This is a genomic window from Solibacillus sp. CAU 1738, assembly GCF_039888725.1.
In the GTDB taxonomy this organism is placed as follows: domain Bacteria; phylum Bacillota; class Bacilli; order Bacillales_A; family Planococcaceae; genus Metasolibacillus.
In genome coordinates this window covers 332,468-354,153 of the sequence record NZ_JBDQQN010000002.1, presented here as the reverse complement: position 1 = coordinate 354,153, position 21,686 = coordinate 332,468, and the positions used below count along the sequence as shown (strand labels likewise).

Below are 21,686 nucleotides of genomic sequence, written 5' to 3'. Positions count from 1 at the left end.
GAGGAAATTATGAAAACAACGAGTGAATTTTTGAAAATGAAGAAGCAAGGGGAAAAAATCGTCATGATTACAGCATACGATTACCCTGCTGCCAAATTTTCAGAGGAAGCGGCAGTCGATATGATTTTAGTCGGTGATTCTTTAGGCATGGTTGTGCTTGGCTATGATTCTACAATGCGCGTGACGGTAGAAGATATGATTCATCACAGTAAGGCTGTCCGTAGAGGAGCACCAAATACATTTGTTGTCGTCGATATGCCTTTTGGTTCTTACCATGGTGATGTAAATGATACGTTAAAAACAGCTGTCCGCATGATGCAAGAAACGAACGCCAATGCACTTAAAGTAGAAGGGGCAGGAGATGTTATTCCAGTAATAAAAAAATTAACGGATGCTGGTATTCCAGTAGTGGCGCATCTTGGCTTATTACCACAATCAGCAGGTGTTTTAGGTGGCTACAAAGTGCAAGGGAAAACAGCAGAGCAAGCCGCACAACTGATCCAGGATGCAATGGCTTGTGAGGAGGCAGGGGCAGCAGCAGTAGTTTTAGAATGTATTCCATATCAATTAACAGAAACTTTGTCACAAAAGCTCACAATTCCAACAATCGGTATAGGTGCTGGCGCAGGGGCAGACGGGCAAGTACTCGTGTACCATGATTTATTACAATACGGCAAGCACCATATTCCGAAATTTGTGAAGGCATTTGCACATGTTGGGGATGAGATAGAGCACGGGATTGCAAGCTATGTTCGTGAAGTAAAGGTGGGTACGTTCCCAACTGAAAATCACCGCTTTACGATGAAAGATGAGGAGTTAAACCAACTGTACGGGGGCGTCAAGTAAATGAAAGTTGTAACAACGATTGCACAATTAAAAAAACTAGTAAATGCAGCAAAGCAAGCAAATAAAACAATAGGGTTAGTTCCTACTATGGGCTATTTACATGACGGTCATTTAACGCTAGCTCGTACAGCGAAAAGTGAAAACGATATTGTCATTATGAGTGTATTCGTTAATCCAACTCAGTTTGGTCCGAATGAGGATTTCGAGTCGTATCCGCGAGATTTACCACGTGATACCGTACTAGCAGAATCGGCTGGTGTTGATATTGTGTTTGCGCCGAGTGTGGAGGAAATGTATCCAACTGATGGTGGTATTAAGCTATTAGCAGGGCGTCAAGCAACGATCTTATGCGGTGCGAGTCGACCTGGCCATTTTGATGGGGTTATCCAAGTTGTATCTAAGCTATTCCATTTAGCAGAGCCAACATATGCATATTTCGGTCAAAAGGATGCACAGCAAGTAGCAATTATCGAAACGATGGTGCGTGATTTTAATTTCCCGCTTGTGATTAAAACAGTGCCGATTGTGCGTGAGGAAGACGGTCTTGCAAAATCGAGCCGTAATGTGTATTTGACAGAGCATGACCGCAAAGAAGCACCTGCAATCTATGAGGCTTTAAATATCGCAAAAGAATCGTATAAACAAACAAAAGATGCCGCGCAGGCTATTGCACAAGCGACAGCACATATTACTACCAATACTTCTGGCCGCATTGACTATTTACAGCTACTAAGCTATCCAGATTTAGCAGAAATAAATGATCAAACAGAAACTGCACTACTTGCAACAGCAGTGTATATCGGTAAAACAAGATTAATTGATAATCTAATCTTTTCGTTAAAAGGGGAATAAATCATGTTTAGAATGATGATGAACAGTAAAATTCACCGCGCACAAGTAACGCAGGCGGATTTAAATTATGTTGGCTCCATTACAATTGACCAAGATATTTTAGATGCAGTAGGTATGCTACCAAACGAAAAAGTGCATATCGTCAACAATAATAACGGTGCTCGCTTTGAAACATATATTATCGCAGGGGAGCGCGGTAGTGGGGTCATTTGCGTAAATGGTGCAGCAGCTCGCCTCGTGCAAAAAGGTGATATTGTAATTATCATTTCATATGTATACGTAGATCATAATGAAGCGGCAGACCATAAACCAACTGTAGCGATTATGGGCGAAAACAATACAATTAAAGAAATGATCAGCTACGAACCAGAAGCAACGGTGATGTAGTTTTTAGAAATTTGTTGCAACAGTTGTGACGGGTGATGGCACTGAAAAAATTCTTTAGGCACAAATTAGAGAGTACTAGAACGAAAAACGTTCCAGTACTCTCTTTTTCTTCGATGCCGTTGATTTCCATACTGGCGAAGCGTTTTGCGGGCACGGCGCCAGCTAATTTTTTGCTTTCGAAGCAAAAAAAAATGGATCTTCCACTCGTGCGACTACCGCTAAAGGCTGTTCCCGCTAAAGTTGCCGACTAATTCCAATCAACTCGTTTTATTCGTAGACAAAAATGACTCGCTTCTCGAACAATCTCCACTTAGTCAATTATTACTTTTCACCATTGTGGTAAATTTCACAACACCTGTACTGAATTCTTGTTTCTTAACAAAACCAAGCTTTTCATATAAATAAATAGCTCTTTCATTAAAGTTGGCCACTGTTAATCTGATTGGAATATTACTATATCTTTCTTCAATAAATTGAAGAATAAGAGAGCAAAACTTAACGCCGTTTCCTTTACCAACATATTTGGGATTCATACCAATTCCCATATCAACAAAGTCTTCTGTGTAAACCGAAAATTGTTCACCAATCGGAACTTTCGCACTTTCTCCAATGCAAAAAAAGCCAAATGTTTCATTTACATCATTTGTTAAAGCATAGTATGTACCATCTAGCATTTCCTTCATTGCTTCATCCGTCAAATCATTATTATAAAAATCATATGGTTCATTATATTTCCAACATAGTATTTCTTTGGCTAATTTTTCATTCATAGTTTCAACGAATAATTGCATTTTTACATCACCTCTATATTTTTTGAAATTGTATAAAAGTTGTCCGTTTATTAAATTCTACTGATATGTTTAAATACCTTTTTATAGGTTAGGAAATCTATACTGATTCATTAGTTAGAACTGTGTTAACTATAAATTCTCAAGTCAAATCTTTAGCTATAGCATCTTGCAGGGCAAATTGTTTTTCCCATTGTTTGTTGGATGTTTAACAATGTAAAAAAATAGATTTGCCATCGCGAAGTATTATAGAAATTAAACTATAATTTATGGTCTTATATATTTTATTTCCTAAATAAACCATTTTATGTTATGATAGAATCAATTAATTTGAACGGAGGTGAAAAGGAATGATTCAAAACGCTATGACAACAGGTGTAAAAGTAGATACAGCTATGTATTTTGCACGTGTTATTACTTTTGATTTTGCGATGAACGGGATAGGTCTGTCCATTTTTAACCAAAATCAAATACTAAACGTAGCGGATTAACCATTCTTTTTCACAATTTTTTAGGAAAAGACTGCTTGTTAATGGAGCAGTCTTTTTTCTTTGTAAAAAATGCTTTTTTCGCACGTTTCATGGAGGAAAAAACGATGCAAATAAAGGCTGAACATATACAAAAAGTAATTGGTAGTAATAAATTATTCGATGGACTTCAACTTGAAGTAAATGATAGTGAACATGTAGCGATTGTTGGTCCAAATGGCTGTGGGAAAACGACATTATTGCAGTTATTATCAGGAAACGATCTACCTGATGCAGGGCGTATTATTAAGAGCAAAGAAGCAACGATTGGCTACTTACACCAAATTCCCAGCTACCCGTCTTTCACAGCGAAAGAGGTGTTAGAAGAAGCATTTGTAGAAATCTTTACTCTAAAAGCTAACATGACCAAGCTTGAGCAAGAGATGCAAGAAGCTCAGGTGACTGAAAAAATATTGCACCAATACGGTATTTTACAAGAAGAATTTATGCAACAAGGCGGCTATGAAATTGAATCACAACTAGCCGCAATTGCAAATGGGTTAGGTATTTCTCACTTACTGAACCAACCTTTTACAAGTTTAAGCGGTGGGGAAAAAACGAAAGTTATGCTTGGGCAAATATTATTGAAAAACCCTTCGATTTTACTGTTAGATGAGCCGACAAATCATTTAGATGTGCAAGCAATTGAATGGCTCGAAAATTATGTGAAAAACTTTGTAGGAATTTTAATAGTAGTATCACATGATCGCCAATTTATGAATAAAATGGCACAAAAAATAATTGAAATTGAAGATGGAATAGCTTGTACGTATAAAGGGAATTATGATGAATTTATTGCCCAAAAAGAGGCAAAGATTGAGCAGCAATTTGCAGAATTCGAAGAGCAACAGAAGAAAATAAAGAAAATGCAAGAGGCTATTAAACGCTTAAAACAGTGGGCAAATGAAGCGAATCCACCAAATGCTGCAATGCATCGCCGTGCGAAAAGTATGGAAAAAGCTTTAGCACGCATAGAACGGGTGAAAAAGCCAACTATTGCTAAGAAAATGAATTTATCTTTAACGATGGATGAGCGCAGCGGCAAGGAAGTTGTGCACTTAGAAAATGTAAGCCACTCTTATGAAAAAACATTATTCGTGGAAAGTAATTTATCCGTTTATTTTGGAGACCGTATAGCCATTGTAGGAGAGAATGGTAGTGGGAAATCAACAATACTGAAAATGGTTTTAGGTGAGGTTGTACCAAATAGCGGAACTTGTAAAGTCGGTAGCAATGTGAAAATTGGGTATTTATCTCAGCAATTTGAATATAAAAATCCTACTAATCGACTCATTGATGCTTTCCGTGAAACAGTTTTCGTTTCGGAAGCAGAAGCACGCCATATTCTCGCGCAATTTTTATTTTACGGGCATGATGTATTCAAGAAAGTAAAGGATTTAAGCGGTGGAGAGAAGATGCGATTACGTCTAGCGCAGCTAATGCATGACAATGTTAATGTACTAATTCTTGATGAGCCGACAAACCATTTAGATATTGAATCGAGAGAAGTGCTAGAAGATACACTGGAAACATTTGAGGGGACGATCATTGGTGTTTCACATGACCGCTATTTTCTTCAAAAAATGTTTACGAAAATTGCGTGGATTGAGCAGGAGAGCATCACAGTATATGAAGGTGATTATGAATGGGCAAAGGCAAAACGGCTAACTCAAACAAAAACTGTAGTGAAGAAACATGCGAAAATAGAGAAAAGTAAAAAAGAAATTCCAATAGAAGATTTAATTGAAAAGCTTGAAATTAAGCTGAAGGAACCGGTGCTTGCAAATGAGCAACGAGAAAAAATAGAACAACAACTGGAGGGCTTATACGAAAGTTGGTTAGGTGATCATGATAGTAAGCAATGAAGAGATCAATCCATTTTTGTTCTTGCAAAATAGATCGTATTACAGTTTGGTTTACGAAATGAATGTTCTTTTCATTTCATAAACTTAGGAGGCAAGCATAATGACGTTGTTATTCTTTTAAGAGATACGAGTTGTAAAAGCTCGTATCGATAAACACTATCGATACGGAAAAATTCATTTTTTCGGAGGTAGTGAAACATGGAACATATTCAATTTGAAATAAATCAATTAACACATAGCTATTTAGATCGTGATGTACTGCATATCCCTTATTTAGCGGTGCACCAATTAGAGCGTATTGGCATAGTTGGAGACAACGGTGCGGGGAAAAGTACATTGCTGAAGCTACTAGCAAGCAAAATAACACCAACAATAGGATATGTAAAGCAGTTTGTTGATGCCAAGTATATGGATCAAGTCGATTTAGCGGTTACGAATGACATAGATTTTGCATTAAAAGGAAAGTTGAACATCCCAACAGATCATCAAAACTTAAGTGGCGGAGAGCAAACAAAGCATAAACTAGCTGAATTATTCACTACGTATTCAGAGTGCTTTTTACTAGACGAGCCAACTTCCCATTTAGACGTGGAAGGAATTCATTTTTTAATTGATGAGCTAAAATATTATTATGGCACACTAATTATAGTAAGCCACGATCGGACATTGCTTGATGCAGTTGTAGAGACGATTTGGGAAATTCGCGACGGAAAAGTTCATGTGTATGCAGGTAATTACAGTGCCTATAAAGAACAAAAAGTGTTAGAACGACAGCAACAACAGCTAGCACACGAGGCATATGTAAAGGAAAAAACGAGACTCGAAAAAGCAGCGGCTGAAAAAATGAAGAGTGCTGAACAAATGGCACAGGCTAGTAATATGACGCGAAAAGAAGCGAAATCTAAGCCAAATCGAATGATTGAAACAAAATCAAAAGCAACTGGACAAAAAGGATTGCATAGATCAGCTAAAGCATTAGAGGAGCGTGCAAATAAATTACAAGCTGTCGATAAACTTGAAGAAGATAAACAATTTCATTTTACACAGCGAGCAATAGTGGAGCTTCATAATAAAGTACCCATTTTAGCGAATGATTTTACGCTAAAGATTGGCAATCAATTATTATTAGATCGTGTTTCTTTTCAAATTCGTAAAGGGCAAAAAATAGGTATTACTGGGAAAAATGGCAGTGGGAAAAGCACACTTTTGCAAGCAATAGCGAATAAAAAAGAAGGTATTGAAATTTCATTAAAAGTGAAAATCGGTTATTTTCGTCAGATGAGCTACCATTTCACAAAAGATCAATCAATCTTAGATTTTGTAAAAGCGCAATCAGATTATAATGAAAGCTTTTTAAGAAATATTCTTGCTGCGATGCATTTCACACAGAACGATTTAATAAAAAATGTACAGCATTTGAGTGGTGGAGAGGCCATGCGCCTGCAGCTATGTTTATTATTTGTTGGGGATTACAATGTACTATTACTAGATGAACCAACAAATTTCTTTGATATTACACTAATAGGTGCATTAGAGCGGTTTATCCATGGCTACAGCGGTACAGTAATCATTGTGTCACATGATGAAGCGTTTTTAAAAGAAACTGTTACTACTCGCTACAATATTGAGCAGCAAAAATTGCAGTTAAAATAGGAGTTTTACAAAAAAACACGCATCATTCGCAATTAGCGAGTGATGCGTGTTTTGTCTGCTTTAGTAGTTTCTAGTTGGCACTACTAAACTAAAGGTATTTTTCGCCTTGTTATTTTTCTATTTCAACAATAATCTCGTCCATTTCAAATTCTTTTATGTCTGCTTTACTTTTTAATAATCTATATCTACCTTTAATTGAACCATCTTCATTGTATTCGATTCCATCATAATCTGATAGCTTCACTTTTGGAGTGATAATTAGTATTGAAGCATGAGGATCTAACATCTGGAACGTTTTACCCCATGTCATATAATATTTCCCACCAGATCCACTATGGAATTCACTTGAATATATATTTCCAAAATTATCTTTTACTTCAATATCTACGTCAGCCATATCCCAATCTTTTATTATTTCCTTTGATACAACTTGTTTATAATTAATAAGGAAAGAGGTCGGTGTAATCGTTAGATTTTCTATATTAACTGAGATTCCGTCCATTTCTTTGTCTTGATTAATTTTCTGAACTGTAATATCTGCTTTTTTTACTTGGAAATTGAATTTCCAGTCTCCTTTAATTCTCTCTCTATCTTTTGTTAGATCAGGGATAATATAATCAAGTTTCCAATCTACATCTATTGTAGAATGTTTTTCTTTAGATGAAGTTGTTGCTTTACCAACATATTTATTTTCGTCTATTCTAAAAATCTCGTGAGTACCATTGCCTTCATTTTCTATAAGGGGAATACCATTTATATGAAGGGTATCTCCTAAATACTTCTCCGTTTCAACTGTATACGTGACCATTAATTTCTCTCCATCATAGACGGCATCATTAACAGTTACCTTAATCCCGTTACTTTCTGCTACTTCGTTAATTGGATTGGAGTTTTCCTTGTAGTCTATATATAAGCCATCATTATTAAAGTATTTAAAGATATTACCTAATATAGGGATCTCTTCTGCATTAGTTGTAAACGACAAACCAAAGATGCCAAAAGTGAATAAGCTTACTGCAAGAGAAGCAGCCTTTACTGTATTTTTCCATTTCTTTTGTTTGGTTGAATGGATTTTATTTAAAAGCTCTTTTTTTACTTTAGCACGATCAAACTCACTTACTTCCATTTCCTCGAATTTTTTTATGTCTATCTCGAGGTCATTTAAAAGTTTATAAATGTCGTTCATACAACACTACCTCCCATTAGAAAATCAGATGCATGTACTTTTAATTTCTTTTTTCCGCGATAAATTCGATTGTCAATAGAAGCTTTCGTTTTTCCGAGGCTATAAGCTATTTCCTCGGTATTTTCACCAAGAAAAAACTTCCTGATAAAGATTTGTTGATCAATTGGTTCAAGTTGGTTAATCAATTGCATGAGCTCCGACCTGTTCTCTATTCGTACTAAATCTTTCTCTATAGAATCAGCAGGGGAAAGCTCTAAGTTATCACTGGAAATCTCCACATTTTTTACAGCTCTTCGGTAATAATCAATGGCCTTAAATTTGGCTATCGAACAAATCCAATTTTTGAATTTAGCGGAATCACCATTGAAATCCTTTGCATAATACCAAACAGATAAAAAAATATCATTTACACATTCATCTATCATTCCATCGTTTTTAAATGGGGATAGAACTTGGTAGGAAATTCCCTTAATGAGGGGTAAATATTTGTCCACAATATATTCGAGTGCATCTTCTTTTCCCGATTGCAGACGCTTGATAAAATTTGTTTCATTTGATTTCATCTACAATAGCTCCTTCAAATTATTGTAAAAGCTTTTACACCTAATATAACGAAATATAATAAAATTTTTCTCATTATTTTTACTATTTAGTGGATTTTTTCAAGATTATACTACATGTTGGAGAACTGTAGAGAAAATCATAAAGCAACTGGAGTTAAAAACCGTAGAAATTAGAAGATAAAAGTTGTTGAAATAACAGAAAAGGAAGATTTGCATCTATATAGATTTGTGACCTAAATTCTCAATTGAAATTTAGCATTAATCAAATGTTCTTGTTGTAGGAATTTCTATAAAATGGAATAATAGGGTTAAATAGAATGCGAGGCGATTTTGATGAAAATTAATGATTCTGTGCCATATTTTTTAGAACATTATGAGCCGAGTTTACAATTTTTGCACCAATATTATGAAAAGTATAATGAAATGTTTCATGAATACTTTTTATATCATTGCAAAAACACAGATGATAGATTAACTGCTGCAATAGACAAATATCCAGATTCATTTGCATCAATTAAAGAGGTCTATCAAAAGATTGTTCCGATCATCTTAAAAACAGTAAATGCTTATGAACATCAATATAATATGAAATTTCCAATCGAGGTTAATCTTCTTGTTGGTGGCTATGGTTCAAACGGTTATACAGAGCGGCAATTCATTCCGAATATTACATTTGCATTAGAACAGCTTTCACCTCAGCAGGAGTATATCGAAGTACTAGTTGCACATGAATTTGGTCATGCTTTACACAATATTTTATCTGAGCATGAGAAGATTGATTGGCAACTAGTCGATTGGCAGCATCCTTTCACATGGCTTTTACAAGAAGGAACAGCTATCTATTTATCGCAGCAAGTGACTGAAAACATTGAGGAATTCATCTACTTTGCTTATAAAGAAAAAGACTCAAGTTGGTTAGATTATGCAAAAAAGAACGAATACCTACTAATCAAGGCTTTCAAAGAAGATATAAATAATTTATCGACAGTAGAAGTTTTTAAAGAATGGTTTTCAATTAATGGTGGTAAAAGATTTGGAATGGTACGTTTCGGTTATTACATTGGTTATGTATTTTTACGTAGCTTCATAGAAAAACATGGTGAAATCGAAGCCATTACGATGTGGAAAGAGCCACACTATAAACAAATAGTAATGGATTGGTTGGACAGCTTTGAGTAAATGGGGATGAACACATGGGATATATAATGGATTTACGAAAGATAGTAGGTAGCCGTCCATTAATAATGGTTGGTGCCTGTGTTATTGTTATAAACGCGCAGCAACAAGTTTTATTACAGCTTAGGAAAGATAATGATTGTTGGGGATTATTAGGTGGTTCTATGGAGCTAGGGGAATCGTTGGAACAGGTTGCTATTCGAGAATTATACGAGGAATCAGGATTGACGGCGAATAATTTAACTTTACTTTCTGTTTATTCAGGTGAGAAATTTTACTATCAGTACCCACATGGAGATGAAGTTTACAATGTAATAGCTGCCTATGAATGTAAGGAATATACTGGGGGATTACAATGTGATCAAGAGGAAGCAACCGATCTACAGTTTTTTTCATTGTCTAATTTACCAAAAAACATGAGTCCACCAGATCAACCGATTTTAGAAGCTTATATAAAAAGAATTGGATGAATTTTTTCACCGAGAGTAGGTTATTTTAACAACTAATGCCCGATTTCTGATGACACTGTGTCTCGGCTTTCGGGGAATAACGTAATGATGGTTGCTATCACATGAAAACAGTATAATTTTATATTGGAAGAAACTATAAATAAAAGGATGGCCAGCAAGAATGAAAGAGCAATTATGCAATTGATTATAAAGGCAGGTTATTAAGTATTAATTTTTGTATGAGTTTGAACTACGAAAATCCCCCCTAGAAAACAAGGGGGGAGTAAGCATGTATGCCTTTGCTAGGTAGGTAAGAACTCCACCTAAAATAGTATCTTCATCCAAGCTTGTCGGGGCTAAACAGGGCGCTTGCTCATATAAGCACCATATTACTCTTTTAAGCCTCTACCAAGTCCTTTTAAGAAATGCACACCAAAATTGAGAGCACGATTGACATCCGGATCATTTAGCATTTTTATGAGTTTGAATGCACTTGCTTTCTCCGAGTCCAAAGCTTTATTAGCCTCATCTACACCAGCGTTTACACCTTTTATAAGCTTTGCTGTAGTGTCTGGATTCAGCTCGGTCAATGCTCCAGCAACACCCATTAAATTATTGATCATATTCGTAACAGGCTTGCGGGTTAATTGGCCTAGAGCGATATGAGCTACATCCTCTTTAGCTTCTAGTAGCTTCGTAGCTGCCTCAAGTGCACCGATATCATTTAATTCTGCCATAATCATAAAGACTTGATGGACCGCTTCTTCATTTTCTGAAAGAAGTTGTTTGAGATTTTCTAGTTTTTGATCCTTTAATTGCTCTTCTGTTAGTTGTTGTTTTTTAATATTTGTAATTGGTGCTGCCATGCTTTCACTCTCCTTCGTTAATTGTTGTTAAGTGAACGTAGCCAGGACGATTCCATTTACGTTGTACCTCGACACCATTTTGTGGGTAGCGCTTTTTATTGCGCGGGTTTGTTCGTGGAAGTGGTGATTTCCCTTTTGTTTTTAACACTTCCACTCGTACTTTCGTTTGTTTATAAGCTGGTGTTGATGTATTAATATCTACAGCAGGACCCGTTAAAAAGTTGATGGCTGATTCTTTGTTAACAGAGTTCATTGGTAAAAATAATTCGTTACCTTGCACACGATCTGTAATGAGTGCATTTAACTTTAATGCGCCATATGGAGAAACTAATCGAAGTAGAGCACCATCCTCAATGCCTCTTTCCTTCGCTAACTCAGGTGATACTTCAACGAAAATTTCAGGTACTTTCGATTGAATACCTTTCGATTTATTTGTTAAGTTTCCTTCATGGAAGTGTTCCAGCATACGGCCATTATTTACAAGGCAATCGTATTGTGCTTCATATTCAACAGGTTGAACCCAATCATGTAAAGCAAAACGAGCTTTTTTGTCAGGGAAGTTAAATCCATCCTCATATAATAAAGGTGTATGTTTCCCATCAAGACTACCCCAACAGAAGCTACCCCAGCCTTCTAATACATCATAATTAGCTTGTGAGAAAATAGGAGAAAGGCTAGCCATTTCATCAAAAATCTCACTTGGATGACTGTAATTCCAGTTAGCTCCTAAGCGACGAGCGATTGCTTGAGTAATTTCCCAGTCCGCTTTTGATTCACCGAGTGTAGGTAACACTTGATATAGGCGCTGAACGCGACGTTCTGTATTGGTGAATGTACCTTCTTTTTCTAGTGAAGGTGCTGCTGGTAATATAACATCCGCATATCTTGCTGTACGAGATAGGAAACAATCCTGGACGACAAAAAAGTCTAATTGTGAAAGTACTTTATCAATATGGTTAGCATTGCAGTCAACAAGTGCCATATCCTCTCCGACTAAATACATAGCCTTCATCTTGCCTTCCATTACTGCATCTAACATTTGCATATTTCTACGACCTGGCTGAGACTTAATTTTTACACCATAAGCTTCTTCAAATTTTGCACGTGCCTCATCATCTGTCACTTTTTGATACCCAGGTAGTAGATTTGGTAGGGTACCCATGTCACAAGCACCTTGAACATTGTTATGACCGCGTAGAGGATAAGCCCCTGCACCAGGACGACGATAGTTCCCAGTAGCTAAAAGAAGATTAGAAATAGCAGCGGATGTATAAGAACCACCTGTATTTTGTGTCACACCCATACCCCAAAGAATACATGTGCCGTCTGCATCACGAATCATTTCAGCAACTTGGATTAAGGTTTCTTTACTTATACCGGTATGTTCTTGCGCGTATTCAAGTGTATATTTTTCAAGCACATGTTTAAAATCATTAAAGTACAGGACATTCTCTTGAATGAAGTCAATATCATGCCATCCTTGATCAATAATGTATTTTGTTACGGCCATTAACCAAACTTGATCTGTTCCTTGTTTTGGGCGTATGAAAATATCTGAACGCTCAGCCATTTCATGCTTACGAACGTCAGCAACAATTAATTTCTGACCATGAAGCTTATGGGCACGTTTAACTCTCGTTGCCAAAACGGGATGGCCTTCAGCAGGGTTAGCACCAATAATAATAACTAGACCAGCCTTTGCGATATCTTTAATTGTCCCGGCATCACCACCCATACCAACAGTACGCATTAAGCCGTCAGTAGCTGGCGATTGACAATAGCGGGAACAATTATCTACATCGTTTGTTTCAAACAATTGACGTGCCATTTTTTGAATTAAGTAGTTTTCTTCATTCGTAATTTTTGAAGAAGAAATAAATCCGACAGATCCAGGTCCATATTCTTTTTGAATACCCCCTAATTTAGAAGCAATCAAGTCTAGTGCTTCATCCCATGATGATTCAACAAATTCATCGTTTTTACGAATTAATGGTTTTGTTAAACGTTCCTCAGAGTTGATGAAGTCCCAGCCGAATTTCCCTTTAACACATGTAGATATTGCATTTACCGGACCTTCGGAAGGCTGTATTTTTAATATTTTGCGGTCTTTTGTCCAAACCTCGAACGAACAACCTACCCCACAGAAAGTACAAACTGTTTTTGTTTTGCGAGTACGTTTACTACGCATTGCAGCTTCGATTTCAGAAACTGCAAAAATTCCGCTATACCCTGGTTCAACTTCTTTAATCAAGTCAATCATTGGATCTAACATATCCTGTTTAAGTCCAGTCATAAATCCAGCCTCTCCAAGCATGGATTTTTCCATTAATGCGTTACATGGACAAACGGTTACACATTGACCACAACCTACACAGGAAGAATTATTAATAGCAACACCATCATCCCAAATTACTAGAGGTTTATTCGCTTCCCAATTAAGGGATAATGTTTCGTTAACTTGTAAACTTTGACAAACCTCTACACATTGACCACATGCAATACATTGGTTTGGATCATATCGGTAAAATGGATGTGACATGTCTACTTCATGGGGTTCTACTTTTGGTTTGTATGGATATTTTTGATGTTCGATTTCCATTAATTCAGCTGTATTGTGTAATTTACAGTTCCCATTGTTATTATCACAAACAGTACAATACAGTAAATGATTTTCAAGTATACGGTCCATAGCTTCAGTTTGTGCAGCTTTTGCTTTCTCAGAAGCTAGTAACACATTCATCCCGCTTACTGCCTTTGTTGAGCAGGAACGAACTAATTGACCGTTAACTTCAACGATACATGTATCACACGTTTCGATTGGATCAACAGCTGGTAAATGACAAATTTGCGGATGTGGGATGTCATGTTGATTAATGGTTTCAAGAATTGTAGCCCCTTGTTTTACATCATACGATACGCCATTGATTTTAATTTGAGTCAAGGTAACTTCCTCCTTTTACACTTTTAGAATGATAGGACAACATGTTACGGCTTAAGACAAAAAGGGAATAACATATCGGGTTGGTTATTTTTACTAAAGGTTGTCTTGTTATTATTGTAATTCCCAAACGGTATGTAAGCTACCTAAAAATAGGTGAAAAAATATTCTATTACAAGTATTCTATATTTAGGTATTTAAAAAATAAAAAATTCACCATGAATCAGCATGTCCAGGATATTGTAAGAGTGACATAAAAAGTTTAATTACGATAGGGGAAAAGCAAGTACACTCAATGGTTAATGCTCCATGAACAAGTATAATTCAAGATTTATATACCAAGTCATCACTTGAGTGCATGGGAGAATTGAAGGGCAGTAAATTACTCCACTTATTTTCGGATATAAAAATTGATGAAGATTTTTATATCCGTCTTTGTTTTCGAAAAGAATATAAGCAAATAAAGGGGATGCCTTATGGATAAAGCAATAACTCGCGAAATTTTGCGCATTGAAAATCAGCAAATGAAAAAAGTAGATGATTTAATTGTCACCGAATATGCTGTTACCTTGAAAATTAACCAGCAAGAATTTGTGACGATGGTTTGTACACCAGAGTATGTAGAAGATATGGTTATTGGGTATTTAGCTTCTGAACGAGTGATACGCAGTTACGAAGATATTGACGACATTTGGTATCAAGAAAAAGAAGGTTTTGTGCATATAAAAACAAAGCGCATAAATCCTTTTTATCAACAAACGCAAAATAAACGCTATATTACGTCTTGCTGTGGGATGAGTCGACAAGGCTTTGTATTCACAAATGATGCATTAGTAGCGAATAAAATGGAAGGTATTCACGTGCAAATAACTACTGAGGATTGCTTTCGTTTGATGCGCGCTATGCAGGATTCTGCTGAAATATTTAAAAAAACGGGCGGTGTGCATAATGCAGCACTATGTGATGTGAATGGATTGGTCCTTAGCCGAATGGACATTGGACGTCATAATGCGTTAGATAAAATTTATGGCTATTGCCTACGCAACAATATTAGCATGCAAGACAAAATTATCGTCTTTAGTGGAAGGATATCATCTGAAATTTTACTTAAGGTATCAAAAATTGGTTGTGAAATTGTGTTATCTAAATCAGCACCAACCGAATTAGCATTACAATTGGCAGAGCATCTTGGGATTACGACAGTTGGCTTTATTCGTCAAAATACTATGAATATTTATACGCACCCACAACGAATTATATTACCAGCAAATGAAACACCGAAAGAAGGAGATTAAATGTCGGCTCTACAAGACCAATTTCACAGACCATTAAGAGATTTAAGGATATCCGTGACAGATCGTTGCAATTTTCGTTGTCGCTATTGCATGCCTGCCGAAGTATTTGGCCCAGACTATGCATTTTTACCATCTGATAAAATATTGAATTTTGATGAGATTGAACGTTTAGTAAAAATTTTCGTTTCACTAGATGTAAAAAAGGTACGCATTACTGGCGGGGAGCCTCTATTACGCCGTGATCTACCGGAATTAATTGAACGTATTCATCGTATAGATGGAGTGGAAGATATAGCTTTAACAACAAATGGTACTTTATTAAAAAAATATGCACATGCATTATCACAAGCTGGTTTAACAAGAGTTTCGGTCAGTTTAGATTCACTTCATGAAGAGCGATTTTTCGAGATGAATGGGCATCGAGGTAAAGTTTTAACTGTATTAGAAGGGATTGAAAAAGCGGCAGAGGCTAATTTACAAGTTAAGATCAATATGGTCGTCCAAAGGGGAAAAAATGAGCAAGATATTGTGACGATGGCCAAATTTTTTAAAGAAAAGCAGCATATTTTACGCTTTATTGAATATATGGATGTTGGGAATTCAAATGGTTGGCGGTTAGATGAAGTTGTATCAAAAAAAGAAATTATAGATCAAATTCATCAAATTTTGCCATTACAACCTGTTGCCCCAAACTACAAAGGTGAAGTGGCGACACGCTATCAATATGAAGATAATGAAGGGGAAATTGGTGTAATCTCATCAGTTACCGATTCTTTCTGCTCAACTTGTTCGCGTGCCCGCATCTCAGCTGAAGGAAAGTTATATACTTGCTTATTCGCTACAGATGGTACAGATCTAAGAGAGTTGATCAGATCAGGGGAAGATGATGCAGCCATTAAGAAGTGTATTTCAAACGTTTGGGAAAATAGAAATGATCGCTATTCGGATGAACGGAATGAACAGACGATGACAAAAAGAAAAAACGCGAAAATTGAAATGTCTCATATTGGAGGCTAAAAAGGGAACTTAGTTTTGGTAGAGAAGGTAGGTTAAAGCTCTGTCAGTATCCTTCAAGGTGGCGTACTGACAAAGCAGTAAAATCATCTGAAAAAGTTGGTAAAGTGATGCCTTATTTATGTATAAAGGTCCCACTTTTTCCGCCTGTTTTTTGTACAAGATACGTTTCTTTAATGACCATTGTTTTATCAACGGCTTTACACATATCATAAAAAGTTAGGGCGGCTATGGATACAGCTGTTAACGCTTCCATCTCGACACCTGTTTTTCCACTACATTTTACTTTAGCTTGAATATGAAGCTCATATCCAGTCTCTACTTTTTTATAGTCAAATTGGAGATCGGTTCCTTGCAATAAAATTGGGTGACACATTGGAATTATATCGGCTGTTTTTTTAGCCCCCATAATCCCAGCAATTTGTGCAACTTGCGTAGGATCACCTTTTTTAATGCCACCTTGTTGTATTGCTTGATAAACTTCATCGGATAGTGAAATAGTACTGCGAGCAATTGCTGTACGTGTACTAATTTCTTTTTCTGAAATATCGACCATTTTAGGGCGTCCTTCTTCGTTCCAATGTGTGAAATTATTCATAGTCAGACTCCTTTTTAGTTGTTTGTGACCAATCTTGTTGTGAGTTGATATTAATAAATGTTGGACTATTTTCCTCAAATGAAACATAGCAAACACGAAGCTGCTCTAATAAAGCTTGCATACTACGTTTGTTTTGTTCAGTTAGTAGTTTCATTTTAGGTAATGCACTTCGTCGATATATTGCAGCAAGTGGTTGAATGCGTATAGCTTGTTTAGGAACAATGGCGTCAAAACCATCATCTATATAATCTAACATGTTACGGATAAAATCTGCATTCATATATGGCATATCACTCGCTACGACAAAAAACCATTCAACATCAGGAAAAGCTGTCATTATATTGTGCAAAGCAAATAGGGGACCTTGATGCGGCTGCTGCTCGACAATCATTTGGACCTTATCATCTACGAAACCCTTTAGTAGACTTGCATTTGTAGCTATTACTACAGGCTCTAATTTGTTCTTTTGTAAGGCGATGAGGCTATGTTTATACAAAGGCTGACCGGCAAACAACTCAAACATTTTTGGTTCACCATATCGTGACGATTGACCACCAGCTAATATAACACCTGCGATTTTCATAGGCGATTCAACTCGCCGACAAAATGTTGAACTGTAGGTAAAATGAGCTTAGTCATAGCCAATGTTACGGCATTTGTAGAACCAGGCAAAACATAAATGGCAGTTTCATTTCGACTGCCTGCTGTAGCACGACTAAACATAGCTTTTGGACCAATTTCTTCATAGCTCAGTGCTCGAAATAATTCCCCAAACCCCATCATTTCTTTTTCGAAAAGAGGGAGAATAGTGTCATAAGTTTGGTCTCTAGGTGTAAAACCTGTTCCACCTGTAACGATAATCGTATTGATATTTGGGTCGAGACACCAATGTTTTACAAACTTTGTGATGTCGAGCGGTTCATCCTTTGTTAATTGGTAGTCTACGATTTCAAAAGAAGTTTCTTTAAGTAAAGATAAAATTCGTTGACCGCCATGATCATCTGCCTGTGTGCGTGTATCACTCACAGTTAATATGGCAGCACGGATTGGAAGTTGATGATGTGTAGGATGCAAGGTAGAAAGACCTCCTTTACTAGCATATTATTGAATTTATTATAATGCCAATAACAAAAAGGTCAAACTATAATTCAAAGAAAGAAAGGCAAAAAGCTTATGCACAATAGATATTCTAGACAACAATTATTTAGTCCAATTGGTGAAATAGGGCAAAATGCACTGAAACAAAAACATGTGCTAATTGTAGGTGTTGGAGCATTAGGCAGTGCAAGCGCAGAAGCACTTGTGAGGGCTGGTATTGGAAAGTTGACGTTGATTGATCGTGATTATGTAGAGTGGAGTAATTTGCAAAGACAGCAATTATATACAGAACAAGACGCGCAAGAAAAAATACCAAAAGTGATCGCTGCGAAAAATCGACTCCAACGTATTAATACAGAGGTGGAATTGAATGTCGAAATTTTGGATGCTTGTACGGAGTCATTAGTTCCATTGCTTGAAAATGTAGATATCATAATAGATGCCACCGATAATTTTGATACCCGTTTTCTCATCAATGACCTTGCTCAAAAATTTCAAATTCCATGGGTGTACGGCTCTTGTGTAGGGAGTTATGGTGCTACTTATACGGTGATGCCTGGGACAACACCATGCCTACATTGTTTGCTAAAAGTAATGCCTAATACTGGCATGACATGTGATACAGTAGGGATAATTAGTCCAACTGTCCAAATAGTAGCTGCCTATCAAGTGTCAGAAGTATTCAAGATATTAGTTGGTGACCAAAAAGCTTTACGTAAAAGTTACTTAACTTTTGATGTTTGGCAAAATCAACATTATGAAATCAATGTGGAAAAAATGCGTCAGGATGATTGTCCATCTTGTGGTAAAAATGCGACATATCCTTATTTATCCTATGAAAATCAAACAAAATTAGAAATACTTTGTGGTCGAGATGCAGTACAAATTCGACCATCAAAACCGATTCACTATAATTTAGAGCAACTTGCAAACCAATTAAGCCATTACGGGGAGATCCAAAGAAATCCATATTTAGTATCTTGCCAAACGTCGGATTATCGAATCGTCATTTTTCAGGATGGGCGAGTAGTTATTCACGGATTGCAAAATATACAAGAAGCTAAAAGCATTTATTATCGTTTATTCGGATAAGGGAGTGTATGTAATGTTGGAAAAAAGAAAACCGATTGCTGTAGAAGAGGCAGTTCAACATGTAATGGATTATGCATTTCAAGCAAAAAAAGGATTTGTTTCATTAACAGAAGCCCATGCGCGTTTTATCGCAGAAGATGTCATAGCAGATCATGATGTACCAGCCTTTGATCGTTCTCCTTATGATGGCTATGCAATTCGTTCAGTGGATAGTGAAGAAGCAACTTTGGATCAACCAGTTGTCTTTCAAGTAGTAGGGGAAATTGGTGCAGGATATGTATACGAGGAAGTTGTCGGTTACCGAGAAGCGGTACGGATTATGACAGGTGCTCCTATCCCCAAAGGATGCGATGCGGTTGTTATGCTAGAATTAACCCATTCTTTCGAGGACAAACAACAAAAATATATGTCTATTAAGCGCAAGTTACAAGCTGGAACAAATATTTCTTTTAAAGGTGAGGATGTTCAAAAAGGGGCTGTTCTTATTGAGAAGGGACAATATATTAACCCAGGAGTAGTGGCATTACTTGCAACTTTTGGTTATGATCAAGTTCCTGTTTTTCGCAAAATGAAAATAGGTGTATTAGCTACTGGAAGTGAATTACTTGAGCCCGGCGAAGCTTTGCAGCAAGGCAAAATTCGTAATAGTAACGCTTATATGATTATGGCACAAATAGAACGTGCAGGTGCTGAAGTGAAATACTTAGGTAAACTTAATGATGATCTCCAATTATGTATCGAAATTGTTGAAAAGGCTATTCAGGAAGTAGATATATTAATTACTACGGGAGGCGTATCGGTTGGTGATTACGATTACTTACCAGCTATATACGATGCTATTGGAGCACAAGTGTTGTTTAATAAAGTGGCGATGCGACCGGGTAGCGTGACAACAGTTGCTGCCCGAAATGGTCAATTATTATTTGGCCTTTCTGGTAATCCATCTGCTTGCTATGTAGGCTTTGAACTATTTGTACGCCCAATTATTCGAACTGCATTTGGCAATAAACAGCCTCACCTACGAAGAGAACAAGCTGTTTTAGGAGCAGATTTTAAAAAGCCTAATCCGTTTACTCGCTTTGTACGAGGGAATGTTTTTTATGAAGATGGTCAACTAGTTGTCGTGCCATCTGGATTTGATAAATCTAGTGCGGTTTCTTCATTGGCAAGAGCTAATGCGTTCATCGTTTTACCAGGGGGATCACGTGGCTATGAAAAAGGAATGCAAGTAGCAGTCTTATTATTAGAAGATTTGCAAGGAAGTGAGTGGCCTTGGTACAACATCAAAAAATCTTACAAATTGTAGGCTATCAAAATAGTGGGAAAACGACATTAATAGAGCAATTGATTACACAAGCTTTAACGGAAGGGTTGCGTGTTGGGACAATCAAGCATCACGGACATGGGGGAATTCCAATGGTAGAGTCTTCAAAGGATAGCATCCGTCATGAGCAGGCTGGTGCATGTGTTACAGCTGTTGAGGGTAACGGGACTTTGCGCATGACGATTCGCCAAAATGAATGGCAGCTTGCTAATATACTAGAAATTTATGCGTCCTTTCCGGTAGATACTATTTTAATAGAAGGTTATAAGAACGAACATTATCCAAAGGTCGTACTTTTACGCACAGCACAAGACCAAGCACTACTACACAAAGTATCGAATATCATTTGTATACTCTATTGGCCCACTTATGTACATGATATAACACTAGATGTTCCAGTTTTTTCGATACATGAAAAAACGCAATATATGGAATTTTTATTGAAAGAAATGAGGGCGAAATGATGACTACAACGATGTTTGAGATTATCAATAATCCAATTGATGTAGAGGCAGTCAGACAAAAAGTAAAGAGTCGAAATGCGGGCGCAATAACGATTTTCATTGGAACTGTTCGGGAAATAACGAATGGTAAGAAAACATTGCACCTAGAATATCAAGCCTATCCTGCGATGGCTATAAAAATGTTTGAACAGATTTCTAATGAAATAATTGTTCAGTGGCCGGATGCGAAAGTGGCCATTACACACCGCGTTGGTCATTTAGATATTTCAGATATTGCTGTTGTCATTGCTGTTTCATCACCTCATCGTAAAACGGCATACATGGCGAATGAATATGCAATTGACCGCATTAAACAAATTGTTCCTATTTGGAAAAAAGAGTACTGGGAAGACGGTACCGAATGGATTGGCGATCAATTAGAAAATGTCCCTTACCCAAAAGGGGCACCTTCTATTAGAGAGGAAGATCAAAATGATTAGTATATTATTTTTTGCCCATTTACAAGAAGCTGTTGGGTCGTCAGAGTTAAAAGTGGATTTATCGAATCAAACGGTTAGCCAAATTAAAGAGTGGGTTGAAAATCAATATCCACAACTTTCGTTAAAAAATATGATAACAGCAATAAATGAGGATTTTGCAACAGATACGATGATAGTAAAGGCGGGGGATACGGTCGCCTTTATTCCCCCAATAAGTGGCGGGTAA

23 protein-coding genes are annotated in these 21,686 nt (G+C 36.7%); 15 read left to right on the top strand and 8 right to left on the bottom strand.

All coding sequences use genetic code 11. The features are described from left to right. The first annotated feature begins 9 nt into the window (after positions 1 to 9). Genes panB through panD form a run of 3 tightly spaced genes read left to right on the top strand, consistent with a single transcriptional unit; the run spans position 10 to position 2,085 of the window. Positions 10 to 846 carry a 3-methyl-2-oxobutanoate hydroxymethyltransferase gene (gene panB / locus AAFN87_RS06820; RefSeq protein ID WP_347790292.1) on the top strand — a complete coding sequence of 279 codons (837 nt, stop codon included), beginning with the start codon at positions 10 to 12 and terminating at the stop codon, positions 844 to 846. Next, complete coding sequence (panC, locus tag AAFN87_RS06815; protein WP_347790291.1) at positions 847 to 1,698, top strand: pantoate--beta-alanine ligase; 852 nt, start codon at positions 847 to 849, stop codon at positions 1,696 to 1,698. A 3-nt stretch (positions 1,699 to 1,701) separates the two neighbouring features. After that, entirely contained in the window at positions 1,702 to 2,085 is a 384-nt protein-coding gene (gene panD, locus AAFN87_RS06810; protein ID WP_347790290.1) for an aspartate 1-decarboxylase, read from the top strand. A 314-nt stretch (positions 2,086 to 2,399) separates the two neighbouring features. Here panD and AAFN87_RS06805 read toward each other — a convergent pair whose 3' ends face one another. Continuing rightward, positions 2,400 to 2,876, bottom strand: a complete 477-nt coding sequence (locus tag AAFN87_RS06805) for a GNAT family N-acetyltransferase (RefSeq protein ID WP_347790289.1) — start codon at positions 2,874 to 2,876, stop codon at positions 2,400 to 2,402. Between the two features lie 347 nt (positions 2,877 to 3,223). Here AAFN87_RS06805 and AAFN87_RS06800 point away from each other — a divergent pair, with 347 nt between their 5' ends. The 3 genes from AAFN87_RS06800 to abc-f (AAFN87_RS06790) all read left to right on the top strand — a co-directional run bounded on the left by AAFN87_RS06800 (position 3,224) and on the right by abc-f (AAFN87_RS06790) (position 6,918). Next, the gene (locus AAFN87_RS06800; protein WP_347790288.1) at positions 3,224 to 3,364 is read left to right on the top strand and encodes an RAxF-45 family protein; all 141 of its coding nucleotides are present in this window, start codon (positions 3,224 to 3,226) and stop codon (positions 3,362 to 3,364) included. 104 nt (positions 3,365 to 3,468) lie between these two features. Further along, the gene (gene abc-f, locus AAFN87_RS06795; RefSeq protein WP_347790287.1) at positions 3,469 to 5,265 is read left to right on the top strand and encodes a ribosomal protection-like ABC-F family protein; all 1,797 of its coding nucleotides are present in this window, start codon (positions 3,469 to 3,471) and stop codon (positions 5,263 to 5,265) included. A 198-nt stretch (positions 5,266 to 5,463) separates the two neighbouring features. Continuing rightward, complete coding sequence (gene abc-f / locus AAFN87_RS06790; RefSeq protein WP_347790286.1) at positions 5,464 to 6,918, top strand: ribosomal protection-like ABC-F family protein; 1,455 nt, start codon at positions 5,464 to 5,466, stop codon at positions 6,916 to 6,918. A gap of 109 nt (positions 6,919 to 7,027) precedes the next feature. Here abc-f (AAFN87_RS06790) and AAFN87_RS06785 read toward each other — a convergent pair whose 3' ends face one another. Continuing rightward, positions 7,028 to 8,104, bottom strand: a complete 1,077-nt coding sequence (locus AAFN87_RS06785; RefSeq protein ID WP_347790285.1) for a DUF4179 domain-containing protein — start codon at positions 8,102 to 8,104, stop codon at positions 7,028 to 7,030. After that, positions 8,101 to 8,667: a sigma-70 family RNA polymerase sigma factor gene (locus AAFN87_RS06780; RefSeq protein WP_347790284.1), complete on the bottom strand. Its 567-nt coding sequence runs from the start codon at positions 8,665 to 8,667 to the stop codon at positions 8,101 to 8,103. The genes AAFN87_RS06785 and AAFN87_RS06780 overlap by 4 nt, the downstream gene beginning before the upstream one ends. A 333-nt stretch (positions 8,668 to 9,000) precedes the next feature. Between AAFN87_RS06780 and AAFN87_RS06775 the strand changes: the two genes are divergently transcribed. Together AAFN87_RS06775 and AAFN87_RS06770 are read left to right on the top strand one after the other, a co-directional pair. After that, positions 9,001 to 9,846, top strand: coding sequence for a hypothetical protein (locus tag AAFN87_RS06775; RefSeq protein WP_347790283.1), 846 nt, complete (start codon positions 9,001 to 9,003; stop codon positions 9,844 to 9,846). Positions 9,847 to 9,860: 14 nt separating this feature from the next. Continuing rightward, the gene (locus AAFN87_RS06770; RefSeq protein WP_347790282.1) at positions 9,861 to 10,313 is read left to right on the top strand and encodes an NUDIX hydrolase; all 453 of its coding nucleotides are present in this window, start codon (positions 9,861 to 9,863) and stop codon (positions 10,311 to 10,313) included. A gap of 368 nt (positions 10,314 to 10,681) precedes the next feature. On the opposite strand, the gene AAFN87_RS06765 is transcribed toward AAFN87_RS06770, so the two are convergent. Beyond that, positions 10,682 to 11,158: a helical membrane plugin domain-containing protein gene (locus AAFN87_RS06765; protein ID WP_347790281.1), complete on the bottom strand. Its 477-nt coding sequence runs from the start codon at positions 11,156 to 11,158 to the stop codon at positions 10,682 to 10,684. Between the two features lie 4 nt (positions 11,159 to 11,162). Next, complete coding sequence (gene fdhF, locus AAFN87_RS06760; RefSeq protein ID WP_347790280.1) at positions 11,163 to 14,099, bottom strand: formate dehydrogenase subunit alpha; 2,937 nt, start codon at positions 14,097 to 14,099, stop codon at positions 11,163 to 11,165. 473 nt (positions 14,100 to 14,572) lie between these two features. On the opposite strand from fdhF, the gene fdhD reads away from it, so the two are divergent. Both fdhD and moaA read left to right on the top strand, forming a co-directional pair. Beyond that, on the top strand, positions 14,573 to 15,391 hold the full coding sequence (fdhD, locus tag AAFN87_RS06755; protein WP_347790279.1) for a formate dehydrogenase accessory sulfurtransferase FdhD: 819 nt from the start codon (positions 14,573 to 14,575) through the stop codon (positions 15,389 to 15,391). Next, positions 15,392 to 16,408, top strand: a complete 1,017-nt coding sequence (gene moaA, locus AAFN87_RS06750) for a GTP 3',8-cyclase MoaA (RefSeq protein ID WP_347790278.1) — start codon at positions 15,392 to 15,394, stop codon at positions 16,406 to 16,408. Positions 16,409 to 16,520: 112 nt separating this feature from the next. Here the strand turns inward: moaA and moaC are convergent, their stop codons facing one another. Genes moaC through AAFN87_RS06735 form a run of 3 tightly spaced genes read right to left on the bottom strand, consistent with a single transcriptional unit; the run spans position 16,521 to position 18,077 of the window. Continuing rightward, positions 16,521 to 17,003 (bottom strand): cyclic pyranopterin monophosphate synthase MoaC, encoded by a 483-nt coding sequence (gene moaC / locus AAFN87_RS06745; protein ID WP_347790277.1) that lies wholly within the window; start codon positions 17,001 to 17,003, stop codon positions 16,521 to 16,523. Further along, positions 16,996 to 17,586: a molybdenum cofactor guanylyltransferase gene (locus AAFN87_RS06740; RefSeq protein ID WP_347790276.1), complete on the bottom strand. Its 591-nt coding sequence runs from the start codon at positions 17,584 to 17,586 to the stop codon at positions 16,996 to 16,998. Before AAFN87_RS06740 ends, moaC begins: the two co-directional genes overlap by 8 nt. Next, positions 17,583 to 18,077 (bottom strand): MogA/MoaB family molybdenum cofactor biosynthesis protein, encoded by a 495-nt coding sequence (locus tag AAFN87_RS06735; protein WP_347790275.1) that lies wholly within the window; start codon positions 18,075 to 18,077, stop codon positions 17,583 to 17,585. The genes AAFN87_RS06740 and AAFN87_RS06735 overlap by 4 nt, the downstream gene beginning before the upstream one ends. A 99-nt stretch (positions 18,078 to 18,176) precedes the next feature. Between AAFN87_RS06735 and AAFN87_RS06730 the strand changes: the two genes are divergently transcribed. The 5 genes from AAFN87_RS06730 to moaD are packed head-to-tail and all read left to right on the top strand — an operon-like array spanning position 18,177 to position 21,686. After that, positions 18,177 to 19,193, top strand: a complete 1,017-nt coding sequence (locus AAFN87_RS06730) for a thiazole biosynthesis adenylyltransferase ThiF (RefSeq protein WP_347790274.1) — start codon at positions 18,177 to 18,179, stop codon at positions 19,191 to 19,193. Between the two features lie 13 nt (positions 19,194 to 19,206). Then, positions 19,207 to 20,499, top strand: coding sequence for a molybdopterin molybdotransferase MoeA (locus AAFN87_RS06725; RefSeq protein WP_347790273.1), 1,293 nt, complete (start codon positions 19,207 to 19,209; stop codon positions 20,497 to 20,499). Beyond that, positions 20,460 to 20,981 (top strand): molybdopterin-guanine dinucleotide biosynthesis protein B, encoded by a 522-nt coding sequence (mobB, locus tag AAFN87_RS06720; RefSeq protein WP_347790272.1) that lies wholly within the window; start codon positions 20,460 to 20,462, stop codon positions 20,979 to 20,981. Before AAFN87_RS06725 ends, mobB begins: the two co-directional genes overlap by 40 nt. Further along, positions 20,981 to 21,460, top strand: coding sequence for a molybdenum cofactor biosynthesis protein MoaE (locus AAFN87_RS06715; RefSeq protein ID WP_347790831.1), 480 nt, complete (start codon positions 20,981 to 20,983; stop codon positions 21,458 to 21,460). Before mobB ends, AAFN87_RS06715 begins: the two co-directional genes overlap by 1 nt. Then, complete coding sequence (moaD, locus tag AAFN87_RS06710; protein ID WP_347790271.1) at positions 21,453 to 21,686, top strand: molybdopterin converting factor subunit 1; 234 nt, start codon at positions 21,453 to 21,455, stop codon at positions 21,684 to 21,686. Before AAFN87_RS06715 ends, moaD begins: the two co-directional genes overlap by 8 nt.